This window comes from Pseudomonas sp. LH21 (genome assembly GCF_036549575.1).
In the GTDB taxonomy this organism is placed as follows: Bacteria; Pseudomonadota; Gammaproteobacteria; order Pseudomonadales; family Pseudomonadaceae; genus Aquipseudomonas; species Aquipseudomonas peradeniyensis.
Genome location: NZ_CP144367.1, coordinates 3,045,034 through 3,069,439, shown reverse-complemented (window position 1 = coordinate 3,069,439; position 24,406 = coordinate 3,045,034). Strand labels below are relative to the sequence as shown.

Sequence of the window (24,406 nt, the reverse complement as noted above, 5' to 3'; positions counted from 1 at the left end):
TGAGAGAGTTAACTTCGATGCAGGCCGCCTGTTGGATCGGGCGGGATGCACATGCGGCACTGGGTGGCGTCAGCGCGCACCTGTATGCCGAGTTCGATGGCCAGGCCATCGATGTGGCGCGCCTTGCGGGCGCACTTGAGGGGCTGTACCGGGCACATCCGATGCTCAGGCTGCGCATCGACGGGCAGGGGCGGCAGAGCATCGACGAGACGCTGCGCGCCCATCTGGAGCTTGAGGATTTCAGCGATCTGGACGGGCCCGCCGTGGAGCGACGCCTGCTGGAGAAACGTCTCCAGTGGAGCCACCAGCGCCTGGACCTGGGTGCTGGCCAGGGTGCGCGTTTCGGCCTGAGCCTGTTGCCGGGCAATGCCGCTCGGCTGCACGTGGACACCGACATGATCGCGGTGGACCCGTCCAGCTTCCGGGTGCTGATGGAAGACCTGGCCCGGCTGTACGACACCCCTGAAACCATGCTGCCGAGCACGCCGAGCTACTTCGACTGGCTGGACCAGGCGCGTGCCGATGCCGACCTGCGCGATGCTCGCAGCCGCGACCGCGCCTGGTGGCGGACACGCCTGGCGCAGATCGCACCGGCGCCGACGTTGCCCTTGCTTGCCCCGGGCCCTGCACGCAGCGAGCGCTTTGCCACCCGGCTCGAACCCGATCAGTACCGCGCCTTGCAGCAGGCGGCGCGGGTGCAGCGGATCACCTCGTCGGCGTTGCTGCTCGGGCTGTTTGCCACCGCCCTGGGCGAGCACACCGGCGATCGGCGTCTGCGCCTGAACGTCCCGGTGTTCTGGCGCGAACCGGTGCTGGAGCCGGTGCAACGGATCGTCGGCGAGTTCGCCAACCTGGTGCTGGTCGATGTCGACTTCACCGGCGTCGCCAGCCTTGCCGCGCTGTGCCAGGACCTGCACCGGCAATTGGTCGAACGCCTGGCGCACAGCGCCTATCCAGGCGTAGACCTGATGCGCGACCTGTCTCGCCATCACGGCACGCCGCAACTGGCGCCGGTGGTGTTCACCGCAGGGCTGGACCTGCCCGGTGGCGAGCTGTTCTCCGAGCGCGTGGGCCGGGTGTTCGGGCCGATGGACTGGGTGATCTCCCAGGGTCCGCAGGTGGCGCTGGATGCGCAGGTGGCCCAGGTCGATGGCGGCTTGCTGGTCAACTGGGATGTGCGCCTGGACGCACTGCCGGCGGATTGGGTCCAGGCACTGTTCGAGCGCTTCATTGCCCTGGCCGTCGCGGTGGCTGCCGACACGGGCGCCCTGCACCAGCCTTTGACGATCGCGGCCAGCCGGGATCGCCCCTTGAATGCCCTGCAGCAGGCCTACCTGCTGGGGCGTGGCGAGCATCTGACGCTGGGCGGCGTGGCCATGCAGGAGTTCCGTGAGTACCGCGGGCGCATGGACCTGGCGCTGCTGCGCAGCCGCCTCACGGACATGGTGCGTCGCCATGACAGCCTGCGCACCCGCATCGATGCCCAGGCACTGACCCAGTCGTTGAGCGACCAGGTGCAGGTCAACCTGGAGGTGATCGACCTGCACGCATTGACGGCCGAGCAAGCCCAGGCGCAGCTCGAGGTCCGTCGCGAGGCCTATGCCCACGCGCTGTTCGACCTGGCCGGGCCGCCCTGGAATGTCACCGCCTTCCAGCTGCCGCAGGGCGAGCTGGTGGTGTTCGTGCGCTTCGATGCGCTGATCCTCGATGGACGCTCCATCGCCACCTTGATGATCGAGCTGTTCGACGGGCATTGCCAGCCGCTGACTGCCAGCGAGCCGACGGCAGTCGTCGTCGACCGGAGCGAGGTGCGCAAGGCCGATGCCGAGTATTGGAAGTCAAAGCTGGCCGAGGTCGATGGCGCGCCACGGCTGCCTTGGCGCTGCGCCCTGGACAAGGTCGGCGTGGCCCGATACGCACGCCAGCGCCAGGTGATCCCGGCCCCGACGTACAAGGCGTTGAGCCGCGCCGGTGCGCGCGAGGGGCTGTTCAAGAACTCGACGATCATGGCCGTGGTACTGGAAGTGCTCGGCCACTGGCTCGACGAGGGCAGCCTGTGCGTAGCGGTGCCGGTGGCACCGCCACAGGACGGCGCGTTCGCCAACCGTTCCAGCTTCATCGCCCTCGACTGGCAACACAAACTGCCGACGTTCGCCGAGCGCGCCAAACGCCTGCAGGCCGACGTGCTGGAGGGGCTGCAGCACCTGGCGTTCTCCGGCGTGGACCTGGCGCGCCTGCTGTACGACAGCAACGGCCCGGGCCCGGCACTGCCGGTGGTGTTGACCAATGGCCTGTCCTGGCCGGTGGGCGCGGTCGAGGGTCCGATGACCTTGAGCGCAGGCCTGACCCAGACACCCCAGGTGGCCATGGACATCCGTTTCTGCAACACCGCCGAGGGAGGCCTGGCGTTCGAGATCGACTATGCCCGCGAAGCGGTCGATGGCCGCTGGGTCGGGCAGTTGCTCGCAGCCTTTGGCCAGGCGGTGGCGCAACTGGGCGGGCAGGCCGCGTTCGAGGTCCAGGCACGGCAGTTCATCGACCTTGGCCACTACCGCCTGAACAGCAGCGAGGCGCAGGCCGAACCTGTCGATTTCCTCGGGCGCATCGCCCACAACCTGTTCGGCCCGGACAATGCACGCATCGCCTTATTGCATGGCGAGCGGCGGATCAGCTACGCCGAACTGGGCGAGGGCGTCGCCCGCATCGCCCAGGCTTTCAAGGCACGGGGCCTGCAGCCTGGCCAAGTGGTCGCGATCTGCCTGCCGCGCAGTCCCGAGCACAGCATGACGACCCTGGCCTGCGCCCTGAGCGGGCTGGTCTGGGTGCCGATCGACGCGGCGGCGCCCGAGGAGCGCCTGCGCTACCTGCTGGACAACTGCCAGCCGGCGCTGGTGGTCGACAGCGCCGCGCCACTGCTGGCCAGCCCGCCGGCCGCCCTGGACCTGACGGGCCTGGCGGCGTTGTCGGCCAGCACCGCACCGGCCTACTACCTCTATACCTCCGGCACCACCGGCAAGCCCAAGTGCGTGGTGCTGAACAACCGCGCCACGGCCAATGTCATCGGCAGCACCCTGGCGCAGTGGCAGGTCAGCCGCGACGATGTGTTTATCTCGGTGACCCCGCTGCACCACGACATGTCGGTGTTCGACGTGTTCGGCAGCCTCTGCGCCGGGGCGGCGCTGGTACTGCCCGAGCCCGGCGAGGAAAAGGACGCGCTGCGCTGGAACCAGCTGGTCAGGCAGCATGGCGTGAGTCTGTGGTGCTCGGTGCCGGCCATTCTCGAAATGCTCCTGGCCTGTCGCCAGGGCGATGGATTGCGCAGCCTGCGCCTGCTGGCCCAGGGCGGCGACTACATCAAGCCGGCGGTGATCGCCGAGCTGCGCGAGCAGTTGCCGGCGGCACGCCTGGTGTCCCTGGGCGGGCCGACCGAGACCACCATCTGGAGCATCTGGCACGAGATCGGCGACCAGGACCGCGCCAGGGTGCCCTATGGATGCCCATTGCCGGGCAACCGCTACTGGCTGCTGGACGAGCACGGCGAGCATTGCCCACAGGGCGTCGCCGGGCGTATTCACACCAGTGGCGTGGGCCTGGCCCTGGGCTACCTGCAAGAGGGTGAGCTGGTGCAGAACGACTTCGTCAGCGTGCTCGACGAGCACGGTGCGCCGGTGCGGGCTTTCCGCACCGGCGACCGTGGCCGCTACCGCGAGGACGGCGTGCTGCTGTTCGACAGCCGGGTCAATGGCTATGTGAAGGTGCGCGGCGTGCGCGTGTCGCTGCCGGACATCGAGATCGAGCTGATCCGCCATCCGGCGGTGCAGCAGGTGCTGGTGGTGGACTACGGCGACACGCAACAGGGCGAGGCCTGCATCGGCGCGCTCTATGTGCGGCGCAAAGGCGCGCCACCCGGCGCCGTGGCGTTGCGCGAGCATGCCCGGGCGTTGCTGGCGCAATCCCATGTGCCCACGCGCTTCGTCGAGGTAGCCGAGTTGCCGTTGACGGCCAATGGCAAGCCGGACCGCCGCCGCGCCCGCACGTTGCTGGAAGGCGAAACCGAGCAGCCGCCGGCAGCGACGCCCAGTGACCCGCAGCGTTGCGCCCAGGTGCTGGCGATCTATCAGCAGGTGCTCGGCGTCACGCAGCCGGCCCTGGACTTCCTCGCCATGGGCCTGCGCCCGCAGCACCTCAAACCCCTGGCCGCACGCCTGGGCGAGGCCTTCGCGGTGCGCTTGTCGCCCGCACAGCTGCTGCCGTGTCGCACGGTCGAAGACGTTGAGCGACTGCTCGCCGCCACGCCTGCCTGAATCAACCGCCCTGGGCCGCACCCAGGGCGCCATCCGTAGTTTTTGGGAAATCATCGAGCATATGGACATAGCAACCGTAGACATCGCCGGCATCGGCATCGGACCGTTCAACCTGGGCTTGGCCGCGTTGCTGTCGCGCCACCCGGACCTGCGCTGCGCGTTCCTCGAGCGCAAGGCGGAATTTCGCTGGCACGAGGGCCTGCTGCTGCCGGGCACCACCTTGCAGGTGCCGTTTCTCGCCGACCTTGTGACCCTGGCCGACCCGTGCCACCCGTTGAGCTACCTCAACTACCTGCACCAGCACGACCGCTTGTTCCAGTTCTACTACTACGACCACTTCCAGGTGCCCCGGCGCGAATACGATCACTATTGCCGCTGGGCCGCGCGCCAGCTGCCGGCCTGCCACTTCGGCGAGGAGGTCACCGGGGTGCACTACGATGGCGGCAGCGAGCGCTTCGTCATCGACAGCGTGTCGGTGTCGGGCCTGGAGCGGCGCTACAGCAGCCGAGACCTGGCCATCGGCCTCGGCACCCGGCCGTGGCTGCCGGCCTGGGCGCGCACCCGCAGCCAGGCGCCGGTGCTGCACTCGGCGGAGTTCGGCAAGCGCCAGGGCGAACTGGAGCAGTGCCGGCGCGTGGTGGTGGTCGGCTCCGGGCAGAGCGCGGCAGAGTGCGTGCTGGCCCTGTTCAATGCGCTGACGCCGGAGCAGGTGGAGGCAGGAGCGTCGATCCACTGGATCACCCGTTCAGGGGGCTTCCATCCCATGGAGTACTCCAAGCTTGGCCAGGAGTGCTTCACCCCGGCCTATATGAACTACTTCCACACCCTGGACCGGGACAAGCGCCGCGAGATCGTCGCGGAGCAGGGCCTTCTGTACAAGGGCATCAGTTTTTCCACTATCGGCGCTATCTACGACCTGATCTACGAACGCTCCATCGGCGGGCGCGAACCAGGTCTGACGCTGCTGTCCAGCTGCGAGGTGGAGACGGTTGAGGACCTGGCCTCGGCGGGCCTGCGCATGACCTTCCGCCACCGTCAGCTGGACCAGCGTGCGACCCTGGAAACCGATGCGATCGTCGCGGCGACCGGCTATGCCCATGCCTGGCCGCAGTGGTTCGAGCAGCTCAAGGGCACGGTGCTGGCCACCGACGCGCATGGCGACTGCATCGTCGGCGAGGATTTCACCGCGCAGCGCTGCGATGGCGGCAGTGGCCGGGTGTTCGTGCAGAACGCGGAGATCTTCCAGCATGGCGTCGGTTCGCCGGACCTGGGGCTGGGGCCGGTGCGCAATGCGGTGATCCTCAACCAGTTGCTGGGCCGGGCGCAGTATCGGGTGCCGCAGCGGTCGTCGTTCCAGCGCTATGGGTTGCCGCAGGACTGAACGATGGGGCTGCTGCGCAGCCCTGATTTAAATCGGACTGCGTGGGAGCGGGCTTGCCCCGCGATCACCGGCGAAGCCGGTGCTGTACCGCATCGCGGGGCAAGCCCGCTCCCACGCTGGTGATGCTTACAACACCACGTCGCCCAGCGCCCGCCGGCCGGCATCCGCCTCGGCAAATACCCCGAACGCCGCCGAAATCATCGCGCACAGGCGCTCGACCTGGGCGGCGCTGTAGCGCTCGCTGCGGTAGGTGACCACCAGGCGCAGCGAGCGCTGGCCGTCGAACACATCCTCCATGATCTCGAACTGCAGGCCGAACATCGACTCGCTCTTGTCCGGGTCGATCTGCTTGTAGCGGATCGCCTGGCCCTCGGGCGTGCGCAGGGCGCCATTGAGGGCGTTGTTGGCATGGATCTGCACGTACACATCGAACATCAGGCCCTCGGCGGGCGTCATGCCCAGCGCCTGCTGGATGGTCTCCATGGGCACGTCGGCATAGGCCATCGAGTCGTTGATCATCCGCGTCACATCGCCCAGCAGCTCGCCCAACGACTGTTCCGGGGCGAACTGCACACGGTGGGCGACCATGGTGGTGAAGTAGCCGACGGTGTCGAAGAACGCCGGATCCGTACGCCCCGAGGCCGAGGTGCCGATCACCAGGTCCGAGAGGTTGCCGAGCTTGTGCAGCGACAGGGCGATGGCGGTGTAGATCACGCTGAACAGCGATGACTGGTGCTGCCGGGCACTGGCGCCGAGTTGCTCCAGCACGCCGGGTGCGGGCCGCAGCTCCAGCCAGCGCGCACGGGTGGTCGCCTGGTCGGCGGGCAGCAGCGTGGCATCATCCCAGGCGGGCAGGGCAAGGCCGCGGGTGGCGTCGCGCAGCAGTTCGGTCCAGTACGCCAGGTGGCGCGGGTTCGGGCCCTGGGCACTCTGGGCGAGGGCGAATTCGTGGAAGGTGCGCGCCGCCGCCGGCCATTGCGGCGCACGGTCCTGGGCACGGGCCAGGTAGGCCTCGGCCAGTTCGGCCATGATCACGTTCAGCGACCACTCGTCGATGGCCATGTGGTGGACCAGGAACGACAGCACCTGGTGGCCGCTGTGCGGGTCACGCAGCAGGCGTAGCCTCAGTGGCAGTTCGCGGGCCAGGTCGAAGCGGTGCTTCGCCTCGCTGGCAAGGCTCGCGCCGGTGCTCTCGGCGCTGTTCCAGAACCACTTGTAGCGGCCCAGTTCGGCCAACGGCACGATGCGCTGGCAGGCGCTGTCGCCTTCGCCATGGTAGGTGGTGCGCAGGCTGGCGTGGCGCTCCAGCAGGTCGCTGAAAGCTTGCTGCAGCAGCGCTTCGTCCACCGGGTCGTGGAAGTCCAGGGCAAAGGGCAGGTTGAAAATGGTGCCGTAGTCGAACGCCGCGCAGGCGCGCCACAACGACGCCTGGGCCAGGGCCATCGGTGCCTGCTGGATATCCCCGGCCTGGTCGCTGGCCTGGCTGGCTTGCCCTTGGCTCAGCTTGGCACGGGTAGCGAGCGCCGACGCGCTGGGCGAAGCGAAGAAGTCGCTGAAGCGTAGTTCGATGCCGTGCTCGCCCTGCAGGCGCCCGATGATCCGGGTGGCCAGCAGCGAGTGGCCGCCCATGTCGAAGAAGTCATCGTCCAGGGTCATGCCAGGCTCCGCCAGGGCCTGGCGGAACGCATCGAGAATGCGTTGCGCGATGTCCGTAGAGGGCGCCTGGGACAGCGACTCGAGCTGCAGTGGCTGGTCGCCGGCCAGGGTGTCGTATTCGGCGCGGATGCGTTCGAGCAGGGCTTGCGGCGACTGGCGCAGCACCGCATGGCAGAGCAGGCCGAGCGCGGCCTGCTGGTCGCCGGCCAGCAGCAGGGCCTCGAACGGCGGCTGCGTGGTGGAATGCCAGGGCGCCGCCTGGCGCGCCCGCAACAGGGCGTCCATGCCCTCGGCCGCGCTCCGTTCGATGCGCAGGCACGGATACCAGCCGGGTTCCTGGGTCTTGTACAGGTCGCCGTCGTCGCTGAAGTGGTAGCGGCTGTTCAGGCCCGGCGTGGCTTCGACCACCGCCTGCACGGCCAGGGCCAGCAACGACAGGTCGGCCCGGGGGCCAAGACGCCAGGCGCCCAGTTGCCGGTGCAGCTGTTCGGGTTGCTGCTGCTGGGCGAACCAGGCGAGTTCCTCGTGTTCGTCCAGGGCCTGGGGCGAGGGTGGGGTGATGTTGCGTTCCAACATAGCTAGCTTCCTGCTGTTCGATCGTTCAAGGCCCGCGTCGGCCTTCACTGCCATCCATGGATCGCGGTGAGTGGCCGCGCAGAGGGGTTGCACCACCGGGGTGCATTGCGTGAATCCCGGGGATTCGTTATGGTGTGAAAGATGCAAATAATTATCATCTAGATTGGCGCACGTCAAAGCAAGCCGTCTGGAATGCACCACGCTCAGGGAGAGGTACCGTGGACAACGGAACGTTCGCGCTTCGTCAGCAGCTGCACCAGCTGTACCAGGATCATCACGGCTGGTTGTGCGACCTGCTGCGGCGCAAGCTCGGCAACTCGGTGGATGCGGCGGACCTGGCCCACGACATCTACCTGCACCTGATGAACAAGGGCCAGGTGCCCAGCGCCGAGCAATCGCGCTGCTACCTCACGCAGATCGCCAACGGCAAGGTCATCGACCTGTACCGCCGCCGCCAGCGCGAAACCCGCTACCTCGAAGACCATGGCCTGCTGCCCGAGCCACGGGTGCCGTCGGAGGAGGCGCGGGCGCTGGTAGTCGAAGCGTTGGGGGCGATCGACAGCGCCCTGCAGCGGCACTCGCCCAAGGCGCGCCAGGCCCTGTTGCTGTGCCGCCTCGACGGCATGGCCCACCGCGCCATCGCCGACGAGCTGCGGGTTTCGGTGTCCTCGGTGGAAAAGTACATCGCCGCCGGCCTGCGCACTTGCAGGCGCTACCGGCTGGGCGGCGCCTGAGGGCGCGCAGATTTTCTTGCGGGTTTGCCCGCCTCGTGCGGAATACAGGTTGAGAAGGACATGCGGGCAGGGCGCCCCTGGGACGGCCCGGTCCGCGCCTCGTGCTGAAAAGGAGCATTCATGAGTGTTGAACAAGGGGTGGCGGACCCGTCCGCCCGTGGACCGGTCGCCGCGGTGCTTGCGCCGATACGCGGCCGATTGATCGTCGCCGGGTTGCTCGCCGCCCTGGGCGCCATGTTGACCCTGGCGCCGCTGGCGGCCATCGCCGAAGTCGCCCGGCTGGCCCTGGCCGGCGGGCAGGGCCTCGACCAGGCCTGGCCGGTCATCGCCGTGGGGCTGGGCTGCCTGTTCGCCGGCATGGCGCTGATCTCGCTGGGCGACCTGGTCGCGCACCTGGCCGACAACCACATCACCGGCACGCTGCGCCTGGCGATCATCCGCCGCCTGGCGCGGGTGCCGCTGGGCTGGTTCACCAGCCGCGCCTCAGGCGAGGTCAAGCAGGCCATGCAGGACGACATCGGCATCCTGCACAGCCTCACCGCACACTTCTATACTACCCTCGGGCGCAGCGCCGGGGCGGTGCTGGCCTCGATCGTCTACCTGTTCGCCATGGACTGGCGCATGGCGATCGTGTCGATGCTGCCGTTCCCGCTGTTCTTCCTGTTCTTCGCCCGCGCCCACCAGGCCAGCGCCCGCAACATGCAGGCCTTCGGCGCCGGCATGGGGCGGATCAACCAGGCGGTGGTCGAGTTCGTCAACGGCATCCCGGTGGTCAAGGCCTTCGGTGGCCAGCGCAAGGCCCATGGCAGCTACCGCGAGGCGGTGGACGCCTTCGCCGCGGCCTTCACCGACTTCACCCGGCCGCTGGTCAGCGCCATGGCCAATGCCAACGCAATGATCGCCCCGGTGTCGGTGCTCGGCGTGGTGCTGGCGTTCGGCACGCTGTTCGTCGGCCTGGGCTGGATCACCCCGGTGCAGGTGCTGCCGTTCGCCCTGGTGGCGCCGGGCATCTGCGCGCCGCTGCTGTTGCTGGCCTATATCACCCACGACCTGAACAACGCCACTGGCGCCGCCCAGCGCGTGCAGGCGCTGCTGCGCACGCCGGTGCTGGATACCGACAGCCAGGGCGCCGGCAAGCTGCCGACCGATGCGCGGATCGAAGTGCAGGGCCTGGGCTATCACTACGACCCGCGCAATCCGGTACTGAGCGAGGTGTCGTTCACCCTTGAACCCGGCACGGTAACGGCGGTGGTCGGTGCTTCAGGGGCCGGCAAGTCGACCCTGGCGCGCCTGCTGCTGCGCTTCTTCGACCCCAGCGCCGGGCGCATCACCCTGGGCGGCGTCGACCTGCGCCAGATCGACAGCGCCCAGCTGTATCGACGCATCGGCTTCGTCCTGCAGGACGTGCGGCTGATCCATGCCAGTGTGCGCGAAAACATCGCCCTGGGCCGGCCTTCGGCGAGCCAGGAGCAGATCGAGGCGGCGGCGCGGATCGCCAATATTCACGAGCGCATCCTTGCCCAACCACGCGGCTACGACGCGGTGATCGGCGAAGACGTGCAGTTCTCCGGCGGCGAGCTGCAACGGCTGAGCATCGCCCGCGCCGTGCTGCTCGACCCGCCGGTGCTGGTGCTCGACGAAGCCACCGCGGCGGCCGACGCCGAGAACGAAGTCAAGCTGCAGCAGGCACTGTCGCGCTTCGCCCAGGGCCGCACGCTGTTGGTGATCGCTCACCGCCTGGACACGGTGATGCACGCAGACCAGATCTTGGTGCTGGACCAAGGCACGGTCGCCGAACGCGGCAATCACGACGCACTGCTGGCCCGGCGCGGCCTGTACGCCCGCTTGTGGGCTGCCGGGGGTTATGCCAAGGCGCGGGCGACCGCGCAGGTGGAGGAGCACTGATCATGTTGGGGATATTCGTTCGACTGCTCGGCGCCGATGCCGTGTTCCTGCGCCGCTACATCCGTCTGGCGCTGGTGTATGGCGTGCTGTGCGGGCTGACCATCGTCACCCTGGTGCCGATCCTGCGCCACCTGCTGGGCAACCAGCTGGAGGCCGCCGGTCAGTGGCTGGCCCTGCTGGCCCTGGGCGTGGTGGTGTGCTGGTACCTGCGCCGGCGGGTGGAGAAGGCCGGTATCGCCGTCGGCATCGCGGTGCTGCGCGGTGGCCGTCAGCGCCTGGGCGAGCATGTCGGCACGCTGCCGGTGGGCTGGTTCAGCGCCGCCAACACCGCGCGCCTGAGCCACGTCACCACCCAGGGCATGATGGAGATCGCCCAACTACCGGCCCATGTGTTCACGCCGCTGTTCACCGGGGTGGTGACGCCGCTGGTGATCCTCGTCGCGCTGATGCTGGTCGACCTGCGCCTGGGCCTGGTGGCCCTGGTCAGCCTGCCGCTGCTGGCCCTGGTGATGTTGGCGACCATGCGCCTGGGCCAGCGCGCCGACCAGCGCTACCAGCGTGACACCGCGCAGACCAGCCAGCGCATGGTCGAGTTCGCCCAGGCGCAGTCGGTGCTGCGCGCCTTCAATGGCGAGCAGGGCGGGACGCGCTTCCTGGAGCAGGCCGTGGCCCAGCAACAGCAGGCGGCGCGCAAGCTGATCCAGCTTTCGGCGCTGTCGTCGGTGCTCAATGTCTGGGCGGTGCAGGCCAGCTTCGCCGCCTTGCTGGTGACCGCCACGCTGTGGCTCGGCGAGCAGGCCGGTGCCGCCTTCGACAGTGCGGCGGTGATCGCCACCCTGGTCGCGCTGGTGCTGGCGACCCGCTTCATCGACCCGTTGCTGGATGTGGCCGGCTACAGCGAGGTGCTGCGCGGCACCCGTGGCCAGTTGCAGGCGGTGGCCGAGCTGCTGGCCGTCGAGCCGCTGCCCGAACCCAACGCGCCGCAGGCGCCGGCCGATGGTTCGGTGCAGCTGGAGCAGGTCGGTTTCCGCTACGGCGATGATCAACCTGAAGTACTGCGCGAGGTCAGCCTGGATATCGCGCCCGGCAGCATGACCGCGCTGGTCGGCGCGTCAGGGTCGGGCAAGACCACCCTGGTGCGCCTGATCGCCCGCTTCTTCGATGTCACCCAGGGCCGGGTCAAGGTCGGCGGTGCGGATGTGCGGCAGATGTCCGCCGAACAGCTGGCCGGGCAGATCAGCCAGATCTTCCAGGACGCCTACCTGTTCCAGGGCAGCATCGCCGACAACATCCGCCTCGGCAAACCCGATGCCAGCGAGGCCGAGGTGCTCGAGGCGGCGCGGCTGGCCGGGGTGCAGGAGATCCTCGAACGCCTGCCCGAAGGCTTGCACACGCCGGTGGGCGAGGGCGGTGCACGGCTGTCCGGCGGCGAACGCCAGCGCATCTCGATCGCCCGGGCGCTGATCAAGGACGCGCCGATCCTGCTGATCGACGAGGCCACCGCGGCGCTGGACGCCGAGAACCAGGCGGCCATCGCCGAGGCGCTGGCACGGCTGCGCGGCAAGCGCACGCTGATCGTCATCGCCCACCAACTGTCGACGGTGGCCATGGCCGACCAGATCGTGGTGCTGGACCAAGGGCGTATCCGCGAGCAGGGCGCCCATGCCCAGTTGGCCGCCGAGGGTGGGCTGTACGCGCACTTCCTCGAGCAGCGCCGGGCCGCCAAGGGCTGGCGCATCGGCGAGGCGGCGGGTGATGGAGTGACCGCTTGACTCGGGTGCTGCTGCCAACACTGTTGTTGCTGCTGTGTGGCGTTTCACTGATGGTCGGGGCCAGCCAGATTTCCTGGTCGGCCTTGCTGTCGGCTTCCGACGATGCCTGGCTGACCCTCACCGCCAGCCGCCTGCCACGCCTGGCGGCGCTGGTGCTGACCGGTGTCGGCCTGTCGATCTGCGGGGTGATCCTGCAGCAGATCGTGCGCAACCGCTTCGTCGAGCCGGCCACCTGCGGCGGGCTCGACGCGGCCAAGCTGGGCATCCTGGTGGCCCTGACCGTGCTGCCCGGGGCCGGCGCCAGCGGGCGCATGCTGTTCGCCCTGGTGTTCTGCCTGCTGGCGAGCCTGGTGTATGTGGCGATCATTCGCCGCATCCGCTTCACCAACCTGGTGCTGGTGCCGGTGATCGGCCTGATGTACGGCAGCCTGCTCAGCGCCATCGCCGAATTCTACGCCTACCGCCACAATATCCTGCAGAGCATGCAGGGCTGGCTGCTGGGCGACTTCTCGCGGGTGATCGAGGGCAACTACGAGATCATCTACCTGATCCTGCCGATCGTCGTGCTCACTTACCTGTACGCCCAGCGTTTCACCGTGCTCGGCATGGGCGAGGGCATGGCCACCAGCCTCGGGCTCAACTATGCGGCCACCGCCATCCTCGGCCTGGTGCTGGTGGCGGTGACCGTGTCGGCCACGGTGATCACCGTGGGCGCGATCCCCTTCGTCGGCCTGGTGGTGCCGAACCTGGTGGCGCTGCGCTACGGCGAGAACCTCAAGCGCACCCTGCCCATCGTCGCCATGTGCGGCGCGGCGCTGCTGCTGGCCTGCGACATCCTCGGCCGGCTGCTGATCCATCCCTATGAGGTACCCATTGGCCTGACCGCCGGCAGTGTCGGCGGCGTGCTGTTCCTGTTGCTGATCCTGTGGAAGTGCAAATGATGCGCCGCGCCGCCTGGTTGTTGCTGCCGGCCCTGGCGCTGGCGTTCCTGTTGCTGGGCTCGGGCCTGGACTTCAGCTACGTGATCCCCAAGCGCCTGGTGCGCCTGGGCGCGATCGTCGTGGCAGGGGTGTGCATCGCCTTGTCCTCGGTGATCTTCCAGACCCTGGCCGGCAACCGCGTGCTGACCCCGGCGATCATGGGCTACGAAGGCATCTACCTGCTGTTCCAGGCCCTGCTGGTGCTGTGGCTGGGCACCGCCAGCGTGGCGCTGCTGGGCGCCCAGGGCAACGCGCTGCTGTCGATCGCGCTGATGCTCGGCTACTCGTGGCTGCTGCAGCGCTGGCTGCTGCGCGAGGGGCGGGGTGATGTCTACCGCCTATTGCTGCTGGGCCTGGTGCTGACCATGGTGCTGGGCACCTTCACCCAGTTCATCCAGCTCAAGACCAGCCCGGGGGAGTTCTCCATCCTGCAGAGCCTGGGCTACACCAGCTTCAACCGCGCCCAGCCGACCCAGGTGCTGTACTCGGGCCTGCTGGTGGCGGCGGTTGCGCTGCTGGTGGCGCGCGGCACGCGGGTGCTCGACGTGCTGGCGCTGGGGCGCGACCAGGCCATCGCCCTGGGCCTGGACCATGGCCGCTGCCTGCGCCTGCAGATGGCGCTGATCGCCGTGCTGGTGGCGGTGTCCACCAGCCTGGTGGGGCCGACCGCGTTCATGGGCGTGTTCGTCGCCAACATCGCCTACGCCCTGGCGCGCAGCGCCCGGCACCAGGTCACCCTGCCACTGGCCTGCGCCGTGGCCATCGGCATGTTCCTGCTCGCCCAGTTGCTGGTCGAGCACCTGTTCAACTACCGGACCAGCGTCAGCATCCTCGTCAACCTGGTGTGCGGCGCGTATTTCCTCGCGCTGATGGTCCGCACCCGAGGCACCCCATGATCACCCTCGAACACCTGCACAAGGCCTACGGCGACAAGACCGTGCTCGACGACGTGAGCCTGGCGTTTCCCGCAGGCCAGGTCACCTCGCTGATCGGCCCCAACGGCGCCGGCAAGAGCACCTTGCTGATGTGCATCGCCCGGCTGCTACCGGCCAGCCGCGGGCGGATCCTGCTCGACGGCCAGGACATCGGCCGCATCGCCATCGCCGATTACGCCCGCCGCGTGGCCACCCTGCGCCAGGTGCTGGACTTCAACCTGCGCCTGACTGTCGAGGAACTGGTCGCCTTCGGCCGCTTCCCGTACAGCCGCGGCCTGCTGACCGCCGACGACCAGCAGGTGATCGACGAGTCGCTGGATTTCCTCGGGCTGCAGCCTCTGCGCGGGGCTTACCTCGACGAGCTCAGCGGCGGCCAGCGGCAAATGGCCTTCCTGGCCATGACCATCGCCCAGCGCACCGATCTGCTGCTGCTCGACGAGCCGCTGAACAACCTCGACATGAAGCACGCGGTGCAGATCATGCAGGCGATCCGCAGGCTCTGCGACGAGCAGGGGCGCACGGTGATCCTGGTGGTACACGACATCAACTTCGCCGCCAACTTTTCCGACCACATCGTCGCCATGAAGGGCGGCGCCGTGCACAGCCACGGGCCGGTCGCCGAGGTGGTCACCCAGGCCAACCTGCGCGCGCTGTTCGGCCTGGCCTTCGAGATCCTGCCCAGCGCGCACGGTTTCGTCTGCAACTACTTCAACCCATCACTATCGAGAGAGCTGGTATGAACGGAATCTGCAAGATACTGCTGGCCGCCGCCGTGGCGGCCGCGCTGCCCGGCTGCGACCAGGCCCCGCCGGCCCAGGCGCGCGCCGCCAGCGCCGACTACGCCCCGGTGAAGGTCGAGCACGCCCTGGGCACCACGCTGGTCGAACACCAGCCGCAGCGCGTGGTGGCCTTCGACATGAGCGAGCTGGACACCCTCGACCAGCTCGGCGCGCCGGTGGTCGGCATCGCCAAGGACTACGTGGCGGGCTTCCTGGTCAAGTACCGCGACGACCCCAAGGTGGCCGATGTCGGCACCACCATCCAGCCCAACCTCGAGCGCCTGCATGCGCTCAAGCCCGACCTGATCCTGATCTCGCCGCTGCAGGCGCAGAGCTACCAGGAACTGAGCCAGATCGCGCCGACGGTGCACTACGACATCGACATGGACAACCGCCAGGGCAACGTCATCGAGACCGCCAAGCAGCACCTGTTGACCGTCGGGCGGATCCTCGGCAAGGAAGAGCGGGCCCGGGAAACCGCCGCGCGCATCGACGCCAAGGTGGCCCAGGTGCGTCAGGTGACCGACGGGCGCCCGGAGAAGGCGCTGGTGGTGCTGCACAACAACGGCGCGTTCACCGCCTACGGCGTGCGCTCGCGCTACGGTTTCATCTTCGACACCCTCGGGGTCAAGCCGGCCAGTGACGACATGCAGGCCGGATTGCACGGGCAGCCGATTTCCAACGAGTTCATTCACCAGGCCGACCCGGACATCCTCTACGTGATCGACCGCACCGCGGTGATGGAGCGCCGGGCCGCGCTGGACCGCGAGACCCTGGACAACCCGCTGCTTCGCCAGACCAAGGCGTGGAAGAACGGCCATGTGGTGTTCGTCGACCCGCAGACCTGGTACCTGTGCACGGCCAGCGTGACCTGTCTGGAGCGGGTGGCGGACGAGGTGGTGAAGGGGTATCAGGGCTAAGTCTGTCATTTGCCCCCCTGTAGGAGCGGCCTTGTGCCGCGAAAGGGCCGCAAAGCGGCCCCGGCGATCTTTATGTCAACGCTAAAACCCTGGGGCTGCCATGCAGCCCTTTCGCGGCACAAGGCCGCTCCTACACGGATAGTGGCCAAATGACTGTAATTTCTGTTGAGGGATTCGCCGACTCGTACGGAATGACTAATGAGAAACATTACCATTGCGTCCCGAAAGGAATCCCTCATGTCTCCACTGCAACATCCCCAGGCCCCGAACCTGCCTCGCAGGGCCTTGCGCATGGCCGTGCTGCTGGGCATGGCCGCCATCGCCGGCAACGCCTTCGCGCAACCGCCACGCCCCACTTCCTCGGCGCAGCAACAGACCCCCGATGTGAAGGAAGAGGGCCTGACCCTGCCGGAAACCCTGGTACAGGACACCCGCGACGCCCTCGGCGCTCCGCCAGCGGAATATGCCGGTGGCCAGGTCGGCTCGGGCAGCCGGCTCGGGCTGATGGGCAACAAGGACTTCAGCGAAACACCGTTCAACGCCATCAGCTACACCAAGGAATACATCGAGAACCGCCAGGCCCAGGACATCGGCTCGGTGATCGGCGCCACCGATCCGTCGGTCTATGTGCCGAGCAAGCGCGGCATCTTCGAGACCTTCTTCATCCGAGGCCTCTACAGCACCGGCAACGACATCACCTTCAATGGCCTGCCGAGCATGGCGCCGAACATGCGCGGCTCCACCGAGCTTGCCGAGCGCATCGAAGTGCTCAAGGGCCCATCGGCGCTGCTCAACGGCATGCCGCCTGACGGCAGCGTCGGCGGCAGCATCAACATCGTGCCCAAGCGTGCCGGCGACGAGCCCCTGGCCCGGCTGACCGCCTCGTACGAGTCCGATGGCCTGGCCGGCATGCATGCCGATATCGGCCGCCGCTTCGGTGACCAGAAGCAGTTCGGCGTGCGCTTCAACGGCGTCTACCGCGACGGCGACACCCCCGTGGACGACCAGCAGCACCGCATGCAGCTGTCGTCGCTGGCCCTGGACTGGCGCGGCGAGCGGGCGAGGGCGTCGCTGGACTACTACCACCAGCGCGAGCGCATGGACGGGGTCAACTATTTCGGCATCTCTTCGATCAGCCCTGGGGTGACTCACCTGCCCAAGGCCAAGAAGGGCGATCATTCGCTGGCCCCGGAGTGGGCCTATACCGTCAACGACACCGACACCGTGGTGCTGCGCGGCGAGTACGACCTCAACGACTCGCTCACCGCATTCGCCGGCTGGGGCCACAGGGAAGGGGGCTACAACGCCCTGATGACCAGCGGCATGCTGCTCAACGATGCCGGCGACATCTCCGCCACGCCGATCCGCTCGGCCCGCGACGGCGAGCAGAAGTCCGGTGAAGTCGGTCTGCGCGGGCGTTTCGCCACCGGTCCCGTGGACCACGCCTGGTCGCTGGCGGCCACCCGCTACGACTCCGAGAACAGCTTCAAGGACAAGCGCCTACCGACGCGCATCCTCACCAACTACTACGATCTGGACTACGGCCCGCGCCCGGAGATCGGCGCATACGGCAATGTCACCTCGCGCATGCGCGCCCGGCTGAGCAGCGAAGCCTTGCTCGATACTCTGTCATTCCTCGATGACAAGGTGCAGTGGACCGTCGGTGCACGCCACCAGAACGTGCGGGCGTCGAACTACGACGGTAACCACCAGCGCACCTCCAAGGCCTACGATGAAAGCCGGGTATCGCCGGCCACGGCCCTGCTGGTCAAGGTCACCGACGAGCTGTCGCTGTACGGCAACTACATCGAAGGCCTGAGCCAGGGCGGCATCGCCCCGGACAACGCGCGAAACGCGGGTGCGATCATGGCGCCGTACCAGACCAAGCAGTACGAACTGGGCGCCAAGCTCGACCTGGGCACCTTCGCGCACACGGTCAGTGTCTACCAGGTGAAGAAGCCAAGCGCCTACACCGACCCGGTCACGCAGATCTACGGCGTGTACGGCGAGCAGCGCAACCGTGGCCTGGAATGGTCGTTCTTCGGCGAGCTCGAGCCGGGGCTGCGCCTGCTGGGCGGTGCGTCCTACACCAAGGCCGAGCTGACGAAATCGATCCGCAAGGCAAACGAGGGCAACCAGGCCACCGGCGTGCCCAAGGTGCTGGCCAAGCTCGGCGTTGAGTACGACCTGCGTGAGCTTCCCGGCCTGACCCTGACCGGCAACGCCAACTATGCCGGGCGGCGCTACGCCACCGATGCCAACAACCTGTCGCTGCCGTCCTACACCATCTTCGACCTGGGTGCCCGCTACAGCCTGAAGATCTCGGACAAGCCGGTGACCTTGCGCGCCACCGTGCAGAACGTGGCCAACAAGGCCTACTGGATCGGTTCGTGGAATGGCGGCGATGGCAGTGGCCTGTCCGGTGGGCTGGGGACGCCGCGGTCGTTGTTGTTCTCTACCTCGGTGGACTTCTAGGCAAACCCGCGCTGGCTGCGTGGGAGGGGCGGTGCGACTTGCACCGCAATCACCACGCAGCCGGTGCCAGGCTCTGCAGCCCCTTGACGCAGGATAACTATTCACTATGATTAATTTTCAATCGAACCGCTGAAAGACTGCTCAGATCACCGTAAAAGGTGCTCATCCCCAGCAGGCTCGCTTTCAGCCAAGCAAGTGAGGAGCGCCCATCATGGCGACCACCATCAAAACCCGCTCTGTCACGGCTCACGTACCGGTGCAACTCGCCGAGAAAGTCGATTTGCTGGCCGAACGCCTGGAGCGCTCGAAGAACTGGATCGTCAAGCAGGCCCTGATTGCCTGGATAGACCAGGAAGAGGAGCGCAGTCGGCTGACTCGCGAGGCCTTGGCCGATGTTGATGCCAACCGTGTGATCGACCATCAGGCCGTTCAGGCCTGGGCCGATAGCCTCGGCACGGACACGCCATTACCTGTACCCCGCTGATGGACTTGAAGTGGACCAGCAAGGCGCTCTCTGATATTGCCCGACTGTATGAGTTTCTTGCGGCGGTCAATAAACCGGCTGCCGTGAGAACCGTCCAGCAGCTCACCGGCGCTGCCTCCATGCTCTTGGCCAATCCGCGTATCGGTGAACGCCTGGAAGAGTTCGAACCACGGGATGTGCGCCGGATCCAGATCGGCCACTATGAGATGCGTTACGAGATAGCGGACTCCACGCTCTTCCTGCTGCGGCTCTGGCACACCCGTGAGGATCGGTAGCCCTACGCACCCTGTGGGAGCGGGTTTACCCGCGAAGCAAGCAACGCGGTGGATGGCACCGGCTTCGCCGGTGTTTGCGGCTGAAGCCGCTCCCACAGGTCCATACTAAATCAACAAGTTATGTGTTGAACCAAGAGCAGGCAGCCCCCTCACACCCTAAACCGCGACACACTCGCCTGCATGCCCTGGGCAATCTCGCCCAGGCGCTGCGCCGCCGACGCCAGTTGCCGCGTGGTGTCGGTACTGTCCCGCGACATGCGGGCAATCAGCTCGACCTGCTGCGCCACCTCCTGGCTGGCCTTCGTCTGCTCGCCGATGGTCTGCGAGATCTCCTCGACCACTGAAGCCGCGCGCCGCGCCCCTTCACGAATCTGCTGGATCGACGCGCCAGCCTGGGTGGCCAGTTCCACCCCGGCGCGTACCCGGGTGACGCCGGTCTGCATGCTGTCCACGGCATTGCCGGTGCTGTGGCGGATGCGCTCGATCATGTCGGCGATTTCCCGGGTCGACTGCGCCGTGCGCCCGGCCAGGCCGCGCACCTCGTCGGCCACCACGGCGAAGCCGCGCCCGGCGTCGCCGGCGCGGGCCGCCTCAATGGCCGCGTTAAGGGCCAGCAGGTTGGTCTGCTCGGCGATGGTGTTGATCACCTGGATGATCGAGTAGATCTCCTCGGAACTCTGGCCCAGCACGGTGATGGTTTCGGAGGAGCGGTTGACCGCCTCGTCGATCCCCTGCATGCCGCCGACCACGCTGAGGATGACCTCGCCGCCGTCGCTGGCCAGGCGCTCGGACTGGCCGGAGATGGACTGCGCATCCCGGGCGTGCTCGGCGATCTGCGCCAGGTTGGCGATCATCTGCTCGGTGGCCGAGGCCATGCTCACGGCGCTGTCGGACTGCTGGCTGGTGCGTTCCACCAGGCTGCTGGAGGCCTGGCCCAGTTCGTCGGCCACCTCGCGCAGCAGCAGGTTTTCCTCGTGGATGGCCTTGATCATGTTGCCCAGGCTGTCGCGCATGTCGGCCAGCGAGCGCAGCAGGTGCCCGGTCTCGTCGCGGTCATGGACCTTGATCTGGGTGGTGAGGTCGCCTTGGGCGATGCGTTCGGCCACCGCCATGGTCTGGCTCAGGGGACGCAGGATCGAGCGCAGCAACAGGAAAGTGCACAGCGCCAGGACCAGGGTGGCCAGGATCATCCCGCCGACCAGCACGGCGATGCCCTGGTGCAGGGTGGCGGTGCTCTGCTCGCGGCTCTTGTCGGCATTGCCGGCGATCAGGTCGCTGAGGGTGCTGTTGCGCTGCTCCAGCTCCTTGAACGCCGCGACGAAGGCCGGCAACTGCGTCTGGGCCTGCTCGGGGGATTTCAATGCCAGCTGGATGATCGAGGTGGCGCTGGCGATGTACTGCTCCAGCAACGGCCCCAGATCGCTGATGGCCTGGTGCAGATCAGCGTCCAGGGGTAGTTCGAGATTGCTTTGCACGACACTGCGGAACCACTTGGCGTGCTCGTCGAGGTCGGCCAGCACCTGGTTGGCGGTGTCCGTATCGCCCGGCTTGACCAGCAGGGCGGCCAGCACATCGGCGCGCAGCGCGTCGTGCATCATGTCGCCTTCCATATGATTGCGCAGGGCGGCCATGCTGGCCTCGCTGCGCTTGAGTGCCTGGTTCTGGTCATGCTCGGCGAGCAGGCCGCTGCCGCCGAGCAACAGGGCGGCGAGGATGCTGACAAGACCGAACCCGATGGTTTTCTGGCGAATGTCCATTTTCGAACAGGCTCCGTGGGGTAGGTCTGCTGAGCATAGATGGCTGGAGGTATTTCGCTGGTTGGGAAAGGGCCATGGAGGAGGGTAGAGCGTAGGGTCATGACGCTGTTCCAAGAACTCATATATAACTCAACTAAATATTCATTTAGTTGAGTTATAATTATTGGTTATTGATGGTCGGGCATGGCACACAGACGTGTTGCAGGAGCCTGCCGATCATGTGAAGTTTGCCACCAGTTCACATACCCTGAAAAAACCATCAAAGGAATGAGATATATCCATGCGTGGACTCACCGTAATACCGTTGTTGTTTGCCCCCATGATCGCCTGGGGCGACTGCACGCAGCACCTGCAAACCTGGGCCCAGAACCTGCATCCAACCTTGAAGCTCGCCAGCGAGTTTGCGGTATGCAAGGTCAATCCCGCAGACGCCAATCAGGTATTGGCAGCCTTGCCCGTGATGATGAATGTCGATGAGTACGGGCAAGGCGATTACGGTCTGGAGGTACTGGTGGCCGAAGCCGCCAGCGGCAAGATCATTGCTCGCAGTTACCAGGAGGCTGCGATAGTCTCCGACGCGGTGCAGTTTTCAGGCCTGACGTTGGACACGGCGCGGTATCAGGTTGCGCCTGGGCAGCGGGCATTTGGCGTGCGTATTAGCCATACCGGCTCGTCACGGGTCAATCCGTTCAGTAGCGAGACCCTGAGTCTTTACGTGAACGACGGCTCGCAATTGCGCCAGATCATGGGAGGCCTGGTTGTAAGCAAGGGCAACGGTGAATGGGATGGTTCCTGCGCTGGTGAGTTCGGCGAGACAAAGCGGACTCTGGCGATTGGCAAACCTGGCAAGGATGGTTTCAGCAGGTTGCGGGTTACCGAGATCACGACCGGAAGTCAGAGCGTTGTGAAAGGTGTTGATGACTGTGAGGAGATCGAGAGCAGTTCGACGACGAAGACGTTCAATCTGGATTATGACGGCAGTCGGTATGAGGTGCCGAAGGAATTGACGTTCCAGTGAGCTGGATGGGGCTTTGATGGAGGCTGGAATCTGGCCTCCCTCTGGGCGTGAGGCTCAATACGAACATACGCATAATGTATATTATGTTAAATGACGTATTATGGGAGGTGACCTCCTGAGTCGATCACCTGTGTTCCAGATCACGCTCGAGCCGCCGGCGCAATCTCCACAACTGCGCAGCGCCCCTTCGTTCGCACCTTCTGCACTAATCGCGCTCTGTTGACGAACACATCGATCTGACAACTGCCTGAGTGCTGCACATCTTCCCAGTATTCCGTGTGCACAAGCTGCCCGTTCTGTGGTCCCGTGTAAGTGCCCGCGGCTTCACGCGTGACATAGCTGCTGTCACGCACATACCTGAGCACCACCAGATCTTCTTCCGGCACCACCATGATCTGCCTTGGCACCCCGAAGAAATCGATCAGCTCGCCCACCGGACGATCTTTCCAGGCACTGCTGGCTTCCAGCGATGAGCAGCCACTGAGCAATGTGGCCAACAGGCCCAATGCGAACAATCGGTTCATAAGGTCTTCTCCCTGAAGGCCGCTTTACTTGGCAGACATCTGTGCGAACCCTTCGTCGATCTTCTGCATGATCGCCGCCTTGGCGGCCTCGCGGTTCAATATTTCGAACAGCTGCGGCCCTGCCTTGGCTATTTGCGATGCAGGCATTACCCCCAGGCGCTCCATTTTCCGGGCCTGGCGGTCGGTCGGCTTGCACAGGAAGTCGCGGCTTTGCGCCAACCAGGTGTCAGGTTTGCTCTGCCATTGATTGGAATACTTCGCGTTTCGCAGCTCATTGAAAACGCTTCGAAAATCCTGTGCACCCGTGATGCGCACGCGGTTCTTCGCACAGTCGATTTCGACATCGTAGGCAGTGAATGTGGGTTTGCCAGGCTCTTCGTAGAACTGGTAGACGCCCAATGATTTCGCGCCACCTGGGCGATTGAAGATGTTATTGGGGTCGCCGTCCGCGACAAACACCTGGTTCTTGCCTAAGCCGCCTTGGTAGTGGACTACCCAAAAGTCGCCCATCTGCACATCGCTCGCCTGGGCAGCGAAGACATTAAACAGTAAGGCGACAGGCAGGAGCTGCTTCTTGAAAGCGGTCATGGGGGCCAGTCCTTTGCCTATTCTTCGAGGCGATAGTTTCTCGCCTGAACATAAGGCAAAGGGCTATCTAGTACATCCGTCCTATACACAGCTGATAACGCATGCGTGCGGTGTGGGAGCCGGCTTGCCGGCGATGGCCGCAAAGCGGCCCCGGGTCTAACAGACTGACACCAACCAAAGCGGCCACCGCATTCCTACTCAACCCTCCGGCCAACCATCAACCCATGATTCACATCCTGAGCCAACGCCTTGGCCATGCCACTGAGGTAATGCACCGCCGTCAGCAACGTCGGCAAATGATCCGTCTCCGCCATGGCGAGATCACTGATCTTGTGCACTGCACACATCAGCACGGTTGCCTGCTCAACTGCATGGTCCATCGAATGGCCGGCCACAACACGGAACAGCGGGTCTTGGCCGCCCTCCTCTCCGGCCTCGCCAAAATGCCCGACGCCAGTGGTTGCCAGCTTGCTGATGCGCGGGGTTTGCAATTCCTTATCCATACCATTCCTCCTGCGGCCCCGCGAACGGCGCGGGGCCTGATCGGTGAACATCAAGTGCGAGCCCAGGCTCGCCAGGTCAATGTCGGGATTGCACGCGACTCAGCGCTACCTCCACCAGGGTGCGGGCGCTGTCGATTTCGTGCATGGCGGCGAGGGTCAGGACTTGGCCTGGCGGTTTGGCGTGCAGCAGGACAGTCTGCTGGCTGACGGTCAGGGCGCAGACGAGGTATTCAGAGATCTGGACCAGGAGGTCTTCGAGGGTGTGGGTGGTGTATTTGTCGTGTAGCGGTGGGTCAGGAACGATCTTTAGCATGGTTACACTCCTTCATCGGGATTGAACCGCCAAGATCCTGCTGTCAAACAGAATGGTGGCAGCGGTACGTGGGTTGACAGACCGAGGATGAAGGAACCCGGCGCACACGAGGTGCCCCACGTACAGCCGCCATAAGCGACAACGTGCAATCCTTCTATCAGCTACGGCCTGTCAAAGCCGTGTCGCGGGTTTGGTAGCGACTTGGCGAGACTAGATGGCTGATAGGGCTGCTGCAATGGGCTGTAAGGCGGTGGAAGTATGTTTCGGAAACGGACTACAGAGAAGAGGGAAAATCCGATTCAGAGCCCATGTGAAGACTCAGTCCAGCCCTTTTTGACCATACACATTCCAAGTTGCGCATTCCCTGACCAACGACTCGCCCAGAAAATCGAGCATGCCCATGCCTTCGGGATGCACAACAGAGAACCAACGCCAGGCATAGGCCCGACGTTGGTAAGAGCACATAATCGTCATTATGAGACTGTATATAAATACAGTAACATTCAGTATTTGGATATATACTACCA

The 24,406-nt window shown here is 65.9% G+C and carries 19 protein-coding genes; 13 read left to right on the top strand and 6 right to left on the bottom strand.

The genetic code is table 11. The features are described from left to right. Positions 1-17: 17 nt before the first annotated feature. Together VUG52_RS13905 and basC are read left to right on the top strand one after the other, a co-directional pair. The gene (locus tag VUG52_RS13905; RefSeq protein WP_259470154.1) at positions 18-4,304 is read left to right on the top strand and encodes an amino acid adenylation domain-containing protein; all 4,287 of its coding nucleotides are present in this window, start codon (positions 18-20) and stop codon (positions 4,302-4,304) included. A 61-nt stretch (positions 4,305-4,365) separates the two neighbouring features. Then, entirely contained in the window at positions 4,366-5,685 is a 1,320-nt protein-coding gene (gene basC, locus VUG52_RS13900; protein WP_050705763.1) for a putative histamine N-monooxygenase, read from the top strand. A 126-nt stretch (positions 5,686-5,811) separates the two neighbouring features. On the opposite strand, the gene VUG52_RS13895 is transcribed toward basC, so the two are convergent. Continuing rightward, entirely contained in the window at positions 5,812-7,917 is a 2,106-nt protein-coding gene (locus VUG52_RS13895) for a condensation domain-containing protein (protein WP_050705764.1), read from the bottom strand. A gap of 218 nt (positions 7,918-8,135) precedes the next feature. Between VUG52_RS13895 and VUG52_RS13890 the strand changes: the two genes are divergently transcribed. From VUG52_RS13890 to VUG52_RS13845, 10 genes are all read left to right on the top strand, one after another. Next, positions 8,136-8,651 (top strand): sigma-70 family RNA polymerase sigma factor, encoded by a 516-nt coding sequence (locus tag VUG52_RS13890; protein ID WP_050705765.1) that lies wholly within the window; start codon positions 8,136-8,138, stop codon positions 8,649-8,651. A 120-nt stretch (positions 8,652-8,771) separates the two neighbouring features. Next, positions 8,772-10,556, top strand: a complete 1,785-nt coding sequence (locus VUG52_RS13885; RefSeq protein WP_050705766.1) for an ABC transporter ATP-binding protein — start codon at positions 8,772-8,774, stop codon at positions 10,554-10,556. A gap of 2 nt (positions 10,557-10,558) precedes the next feature. Beyond that, positions 10,559-12,328, top strand: coding sequence for an ABC transporter ATP-binding protein (locus VUG52_RS13880; RefSeq protein WP_050705767.1), 1,770 nt, complete (start codon positions 10,559-10,561; stop codon positions 12,326-12,328). Continuing rightward, positions 12,325-13,269, top strand: coding sequence for an ABC transporter permease (locus VUG52_RS13875; RefSeq protein ID WP_050705768.1), 945 nt, complete (start codon positions 12,325-12,327; stop codon positions 13,267-13,269). The genes VUG52_RS13880 and VUG52_RS13875 overlap by 4 nt, the downstream gene beginning before the upstream one ends. Beyond that, positions 13,269-14,204, top strand: coding sequence for an iron chelate uptake ABC transporter family permease subunit (locus tag VUG52_RS13870; protein ID WP_050705788.1), 936 nt, complete (start codon positions 13,269-13,271; stop codon positions 14,202-14,204). The genes VUG52_RS13875 and VUG52_RS13870 overlap by 1 nt, the downstream gene beginning before the upstream one ends. Next, positions 14,201-14,983, top strand: coding sequence for an iron ABC transporter ATP-binding protein (locus VUG52_RS13865; RefSeq protein ID WP_331831664.1), 783 nt, complete (start codon positions 14,201-14,203; stop codon positions 14,981-14,983). Before VUG52_RS13870 ends, VUG52_RS13865 begins: the two co-directional genes overlap by 4 nt. Then, a complete protein-coding gene (locus tag VUG52_RS13860; RefSeq protein WP_050705770.1) occupies positions 14,980-15,942 on the top strand; it encodes a siderophore ABC transporter substrate-binding protein in 963 nt (320 codons plus the stop codon). The genes VUG52_RS13865 and VUG52_RS13860 overlap by 4 nt, the downstream gene beginning before the upstream one ends. Positions 15,943-16,179: 237 nt before the next feature. Beyond that, on the top strand, positions 16,180-18,417 hold the full coding sequence (locus VUG52_RS13855) for a TonB-dependent receptor (protein WP_050705771.1): 2,238 nt from the start codon (positions 16,180-16,182) through the stop codon (positions 18,415-18,417). A 211-nt stretch (positions 18,418-18,628) separates the two neighbouring features. After that, entirely contained in the window at positions 18,629-18,901 is a 273-nt protein-coding gene (locus tag VUG52_RS13850) for a CopG family ribbon-helix-helix protein (RefSeq protein ID WP_050705772.1), read from the top strand. After that, positions 18,901-19,176, top strand: a complete 276-nt coding sequence (locus VUG52_RS13845) for a type II toxin-antitoxin system RelE/ParE family toxin (protein WP_050705773.1) — start codon at positions 18,901-18,903, stop codon at positions 19,174-19,176. The genes VUG52_RS13850 and VUG52_RS13845 overlap by 1 nt, the downstream gene beginning before the upstream one ends. Before the next feature lie 149 nt (positions 19,177-19,325). Here the strand turns inward: VUG52_RS13845 and VUG52_RS13840 are convergent, their stop codons facing one another. Beyond that, entirely contained in the window at positions 19,326-20,933 is a 1,608-nt protein-coding gene (locus VUG52_RS13840) for a methyl-accepting chemotaxis protein (RefSeq protein WP_050705774.1), read from the bottom strand. Between the two features lie 280 nt (positions 20,934-21,213). Between VUG52_RS13840 and VUG52_RS13835 the strand changes: the two genes are divergently transcribed. After that, positions 21,214-21,951, top strand: coding sequence for a hypothetical protein (locus VUG52_RS13835; protein ID WP_050705775.1), 738 nt, complete (start codon positions 21,214-21,216; stop codon positions 21,949-21,951). Between the two features lie 140 nt (positions 21,952-22,091). Here VUG52_RS13835 and VUG52_RS13830 read toward each other — a convergent pair whose 3' ends face one another. The 4 genes from VUG52_RS13830 to VUG52_RS13815 form a co-directional block, all read right to left on the bottom strand. After that, entirely contained in the window at positions 22,092-22,475 is a 384-nt protein-coding gene (locus VUG52_RS13830; protein ID WP_050705776.1) for a hypothetical protein, read from the bottom strand. Positions 22,476-22,499: 24 nt separating this feature from the next. After that, a complete protein-coding gene (locus VUG52_RS13825; RefSeq protein WP_050705777.1) occupies positions 22,500-23,063 on the bottom strand; it encodes a hypothetical protein in 564 nt (187 codons plus the stop codon). A 194-nt stretch (positions 23,064-23,257) separates the two neighbouring features. Beyond that, positions 23,258-23,566: a DUF3077 domain-containing protein gene (locus VUG52_RS13820; RefSeq protein WP_050705778.1), complete on the bottom strand. Its 309-nt coding sequence runs from the start codon at positions 23,564-23,566 to the stop codon at positions 23,258-23,260. 76 nt (positions 23,567-23,642) lie between these two features. Continuing rightward, entirely contained in the window at positions 23,643-23,879 is a 237-nt protein-coding gene (locus VUG52_RS13815; RefSeq protein ID WP_028688843.1) for a hypothetical protein, read from the bottom strand. Positions 23,880-24,406 lie beyond the last annotated feature (527 nt).

Coding starts and splice junctions, on each gene's coding strand:
- VUG52_RS13905 (WP_259470154.1), top strand. CDS start 18: ATGCAGGCCGCCTGTTGGATCGGGCGGGATGCACATGCGGCACTGGGT.
- basC (WP_050705763.1), top strand. CDS start 4,366: ATGGACATAGCAACCGTAGACATCGCCGGCATCGGCATCGGACCGTTC.
- VUG52_RS13895 (WP_050705764.1), bottom strand. CDS start 7,917: ATGTTGGAACGCAACATCACCCCACCCTCGCCCCAGGCCCTGGACGAA.
- VUG52_RS13885 (WP_050705766.1), top strand. CDS start 8,772: ATGAGTGTTGAACAAGGGGTGGCGGACCCGTCCGCCCGTGGACCGGTC.
- VUG52_RS13880 (WP_050705767.1), top strand. CDS start 10,559: ATGTTGGGGATATTCGTTCGACTGCTCGGCGCCGATGCCGTGTTCCTG.
- VUG52_RS13870 (WP_050705788.1), top strand. CDS start 13,269: ATGCGCCGCGCCGCCTGGTTGTTGCTGCCGGCCCTGGCGCTGGCGTTC.
- VUG52_RS13865 (WP_331831664.1), top strand. CDS start 14,201: ATGATCACCCTCGAACACCTGCACAAGGCCTACGGCGACAAGACCGTG.
- VUG52_RS13860 (WP_050705770.1), top strand. CDS start 14,980: ATGAACGGAATCTGCAAGATACTGCTGGCCGCCGCCGTGGCGGCCGCG.
- VUG52_RS13855 (WP_050705771.1), top strand. CDS start 16,180: ATGTCTCCACTGCAACATCCCCAGGCCCCGAACCTGCCTCGCAGGGCC.
- VUG52_RS13850 (WP_050705772.1), top strand. CDS start 18,629: ATGGCGACCACCATCAAAACCCGCTCTGTCACGGCTCACGTACCGGTG.
- VUG52_RS13845 (WP_050705773.1), top strand. CDS start 18,901: ATGGACTTGAAGTGGACCAGCAAGGCGCTCTCTGATATTGCCCGACTG.
- VUG52_RS13840 (WP_050705774.1), bottom strand. CDS start 20,933: ATGGACATTCGCCAGAAAACCATCGGGTTCGGTCTTGTCAGCATCCTC.
- VUG52_RS13835 (WP_050705775.1), top strand. CDS start 21,214: ATGCGTGGACTCACCGTAATACCGTTGTTGTTTGCCCCCATGATCGCC.
- VUG52_RS13830 (WP_050705776.1), bottom strand. CDS start 22,475: ATGAACCGATTGTTCGCATTGGGCCTGTTGGCCACATTGCTCAGTGGC.
- VUG52_RS13825 (WP_050705777.1), bottom strand. CDS start 23,063: ATGACCGCTTTCAAGAAGCAGCTCCTGCCTGTCGCCTTACTGTTTAAT.
- VUG52_RS13820 (WP_050705778.1), bottom strand. CDS start 23,566: ATGGATAAGGAATTGCAAACCCCGCGCATCAGCAAGCTGGCAACCACT.
- VUG52_RS13815 (WP_028688843.1), bottom strand. CDS start 23,879: ATGCTAAAGATCGTTCCTGACCCACCGCTACACGACAAATACACCACC.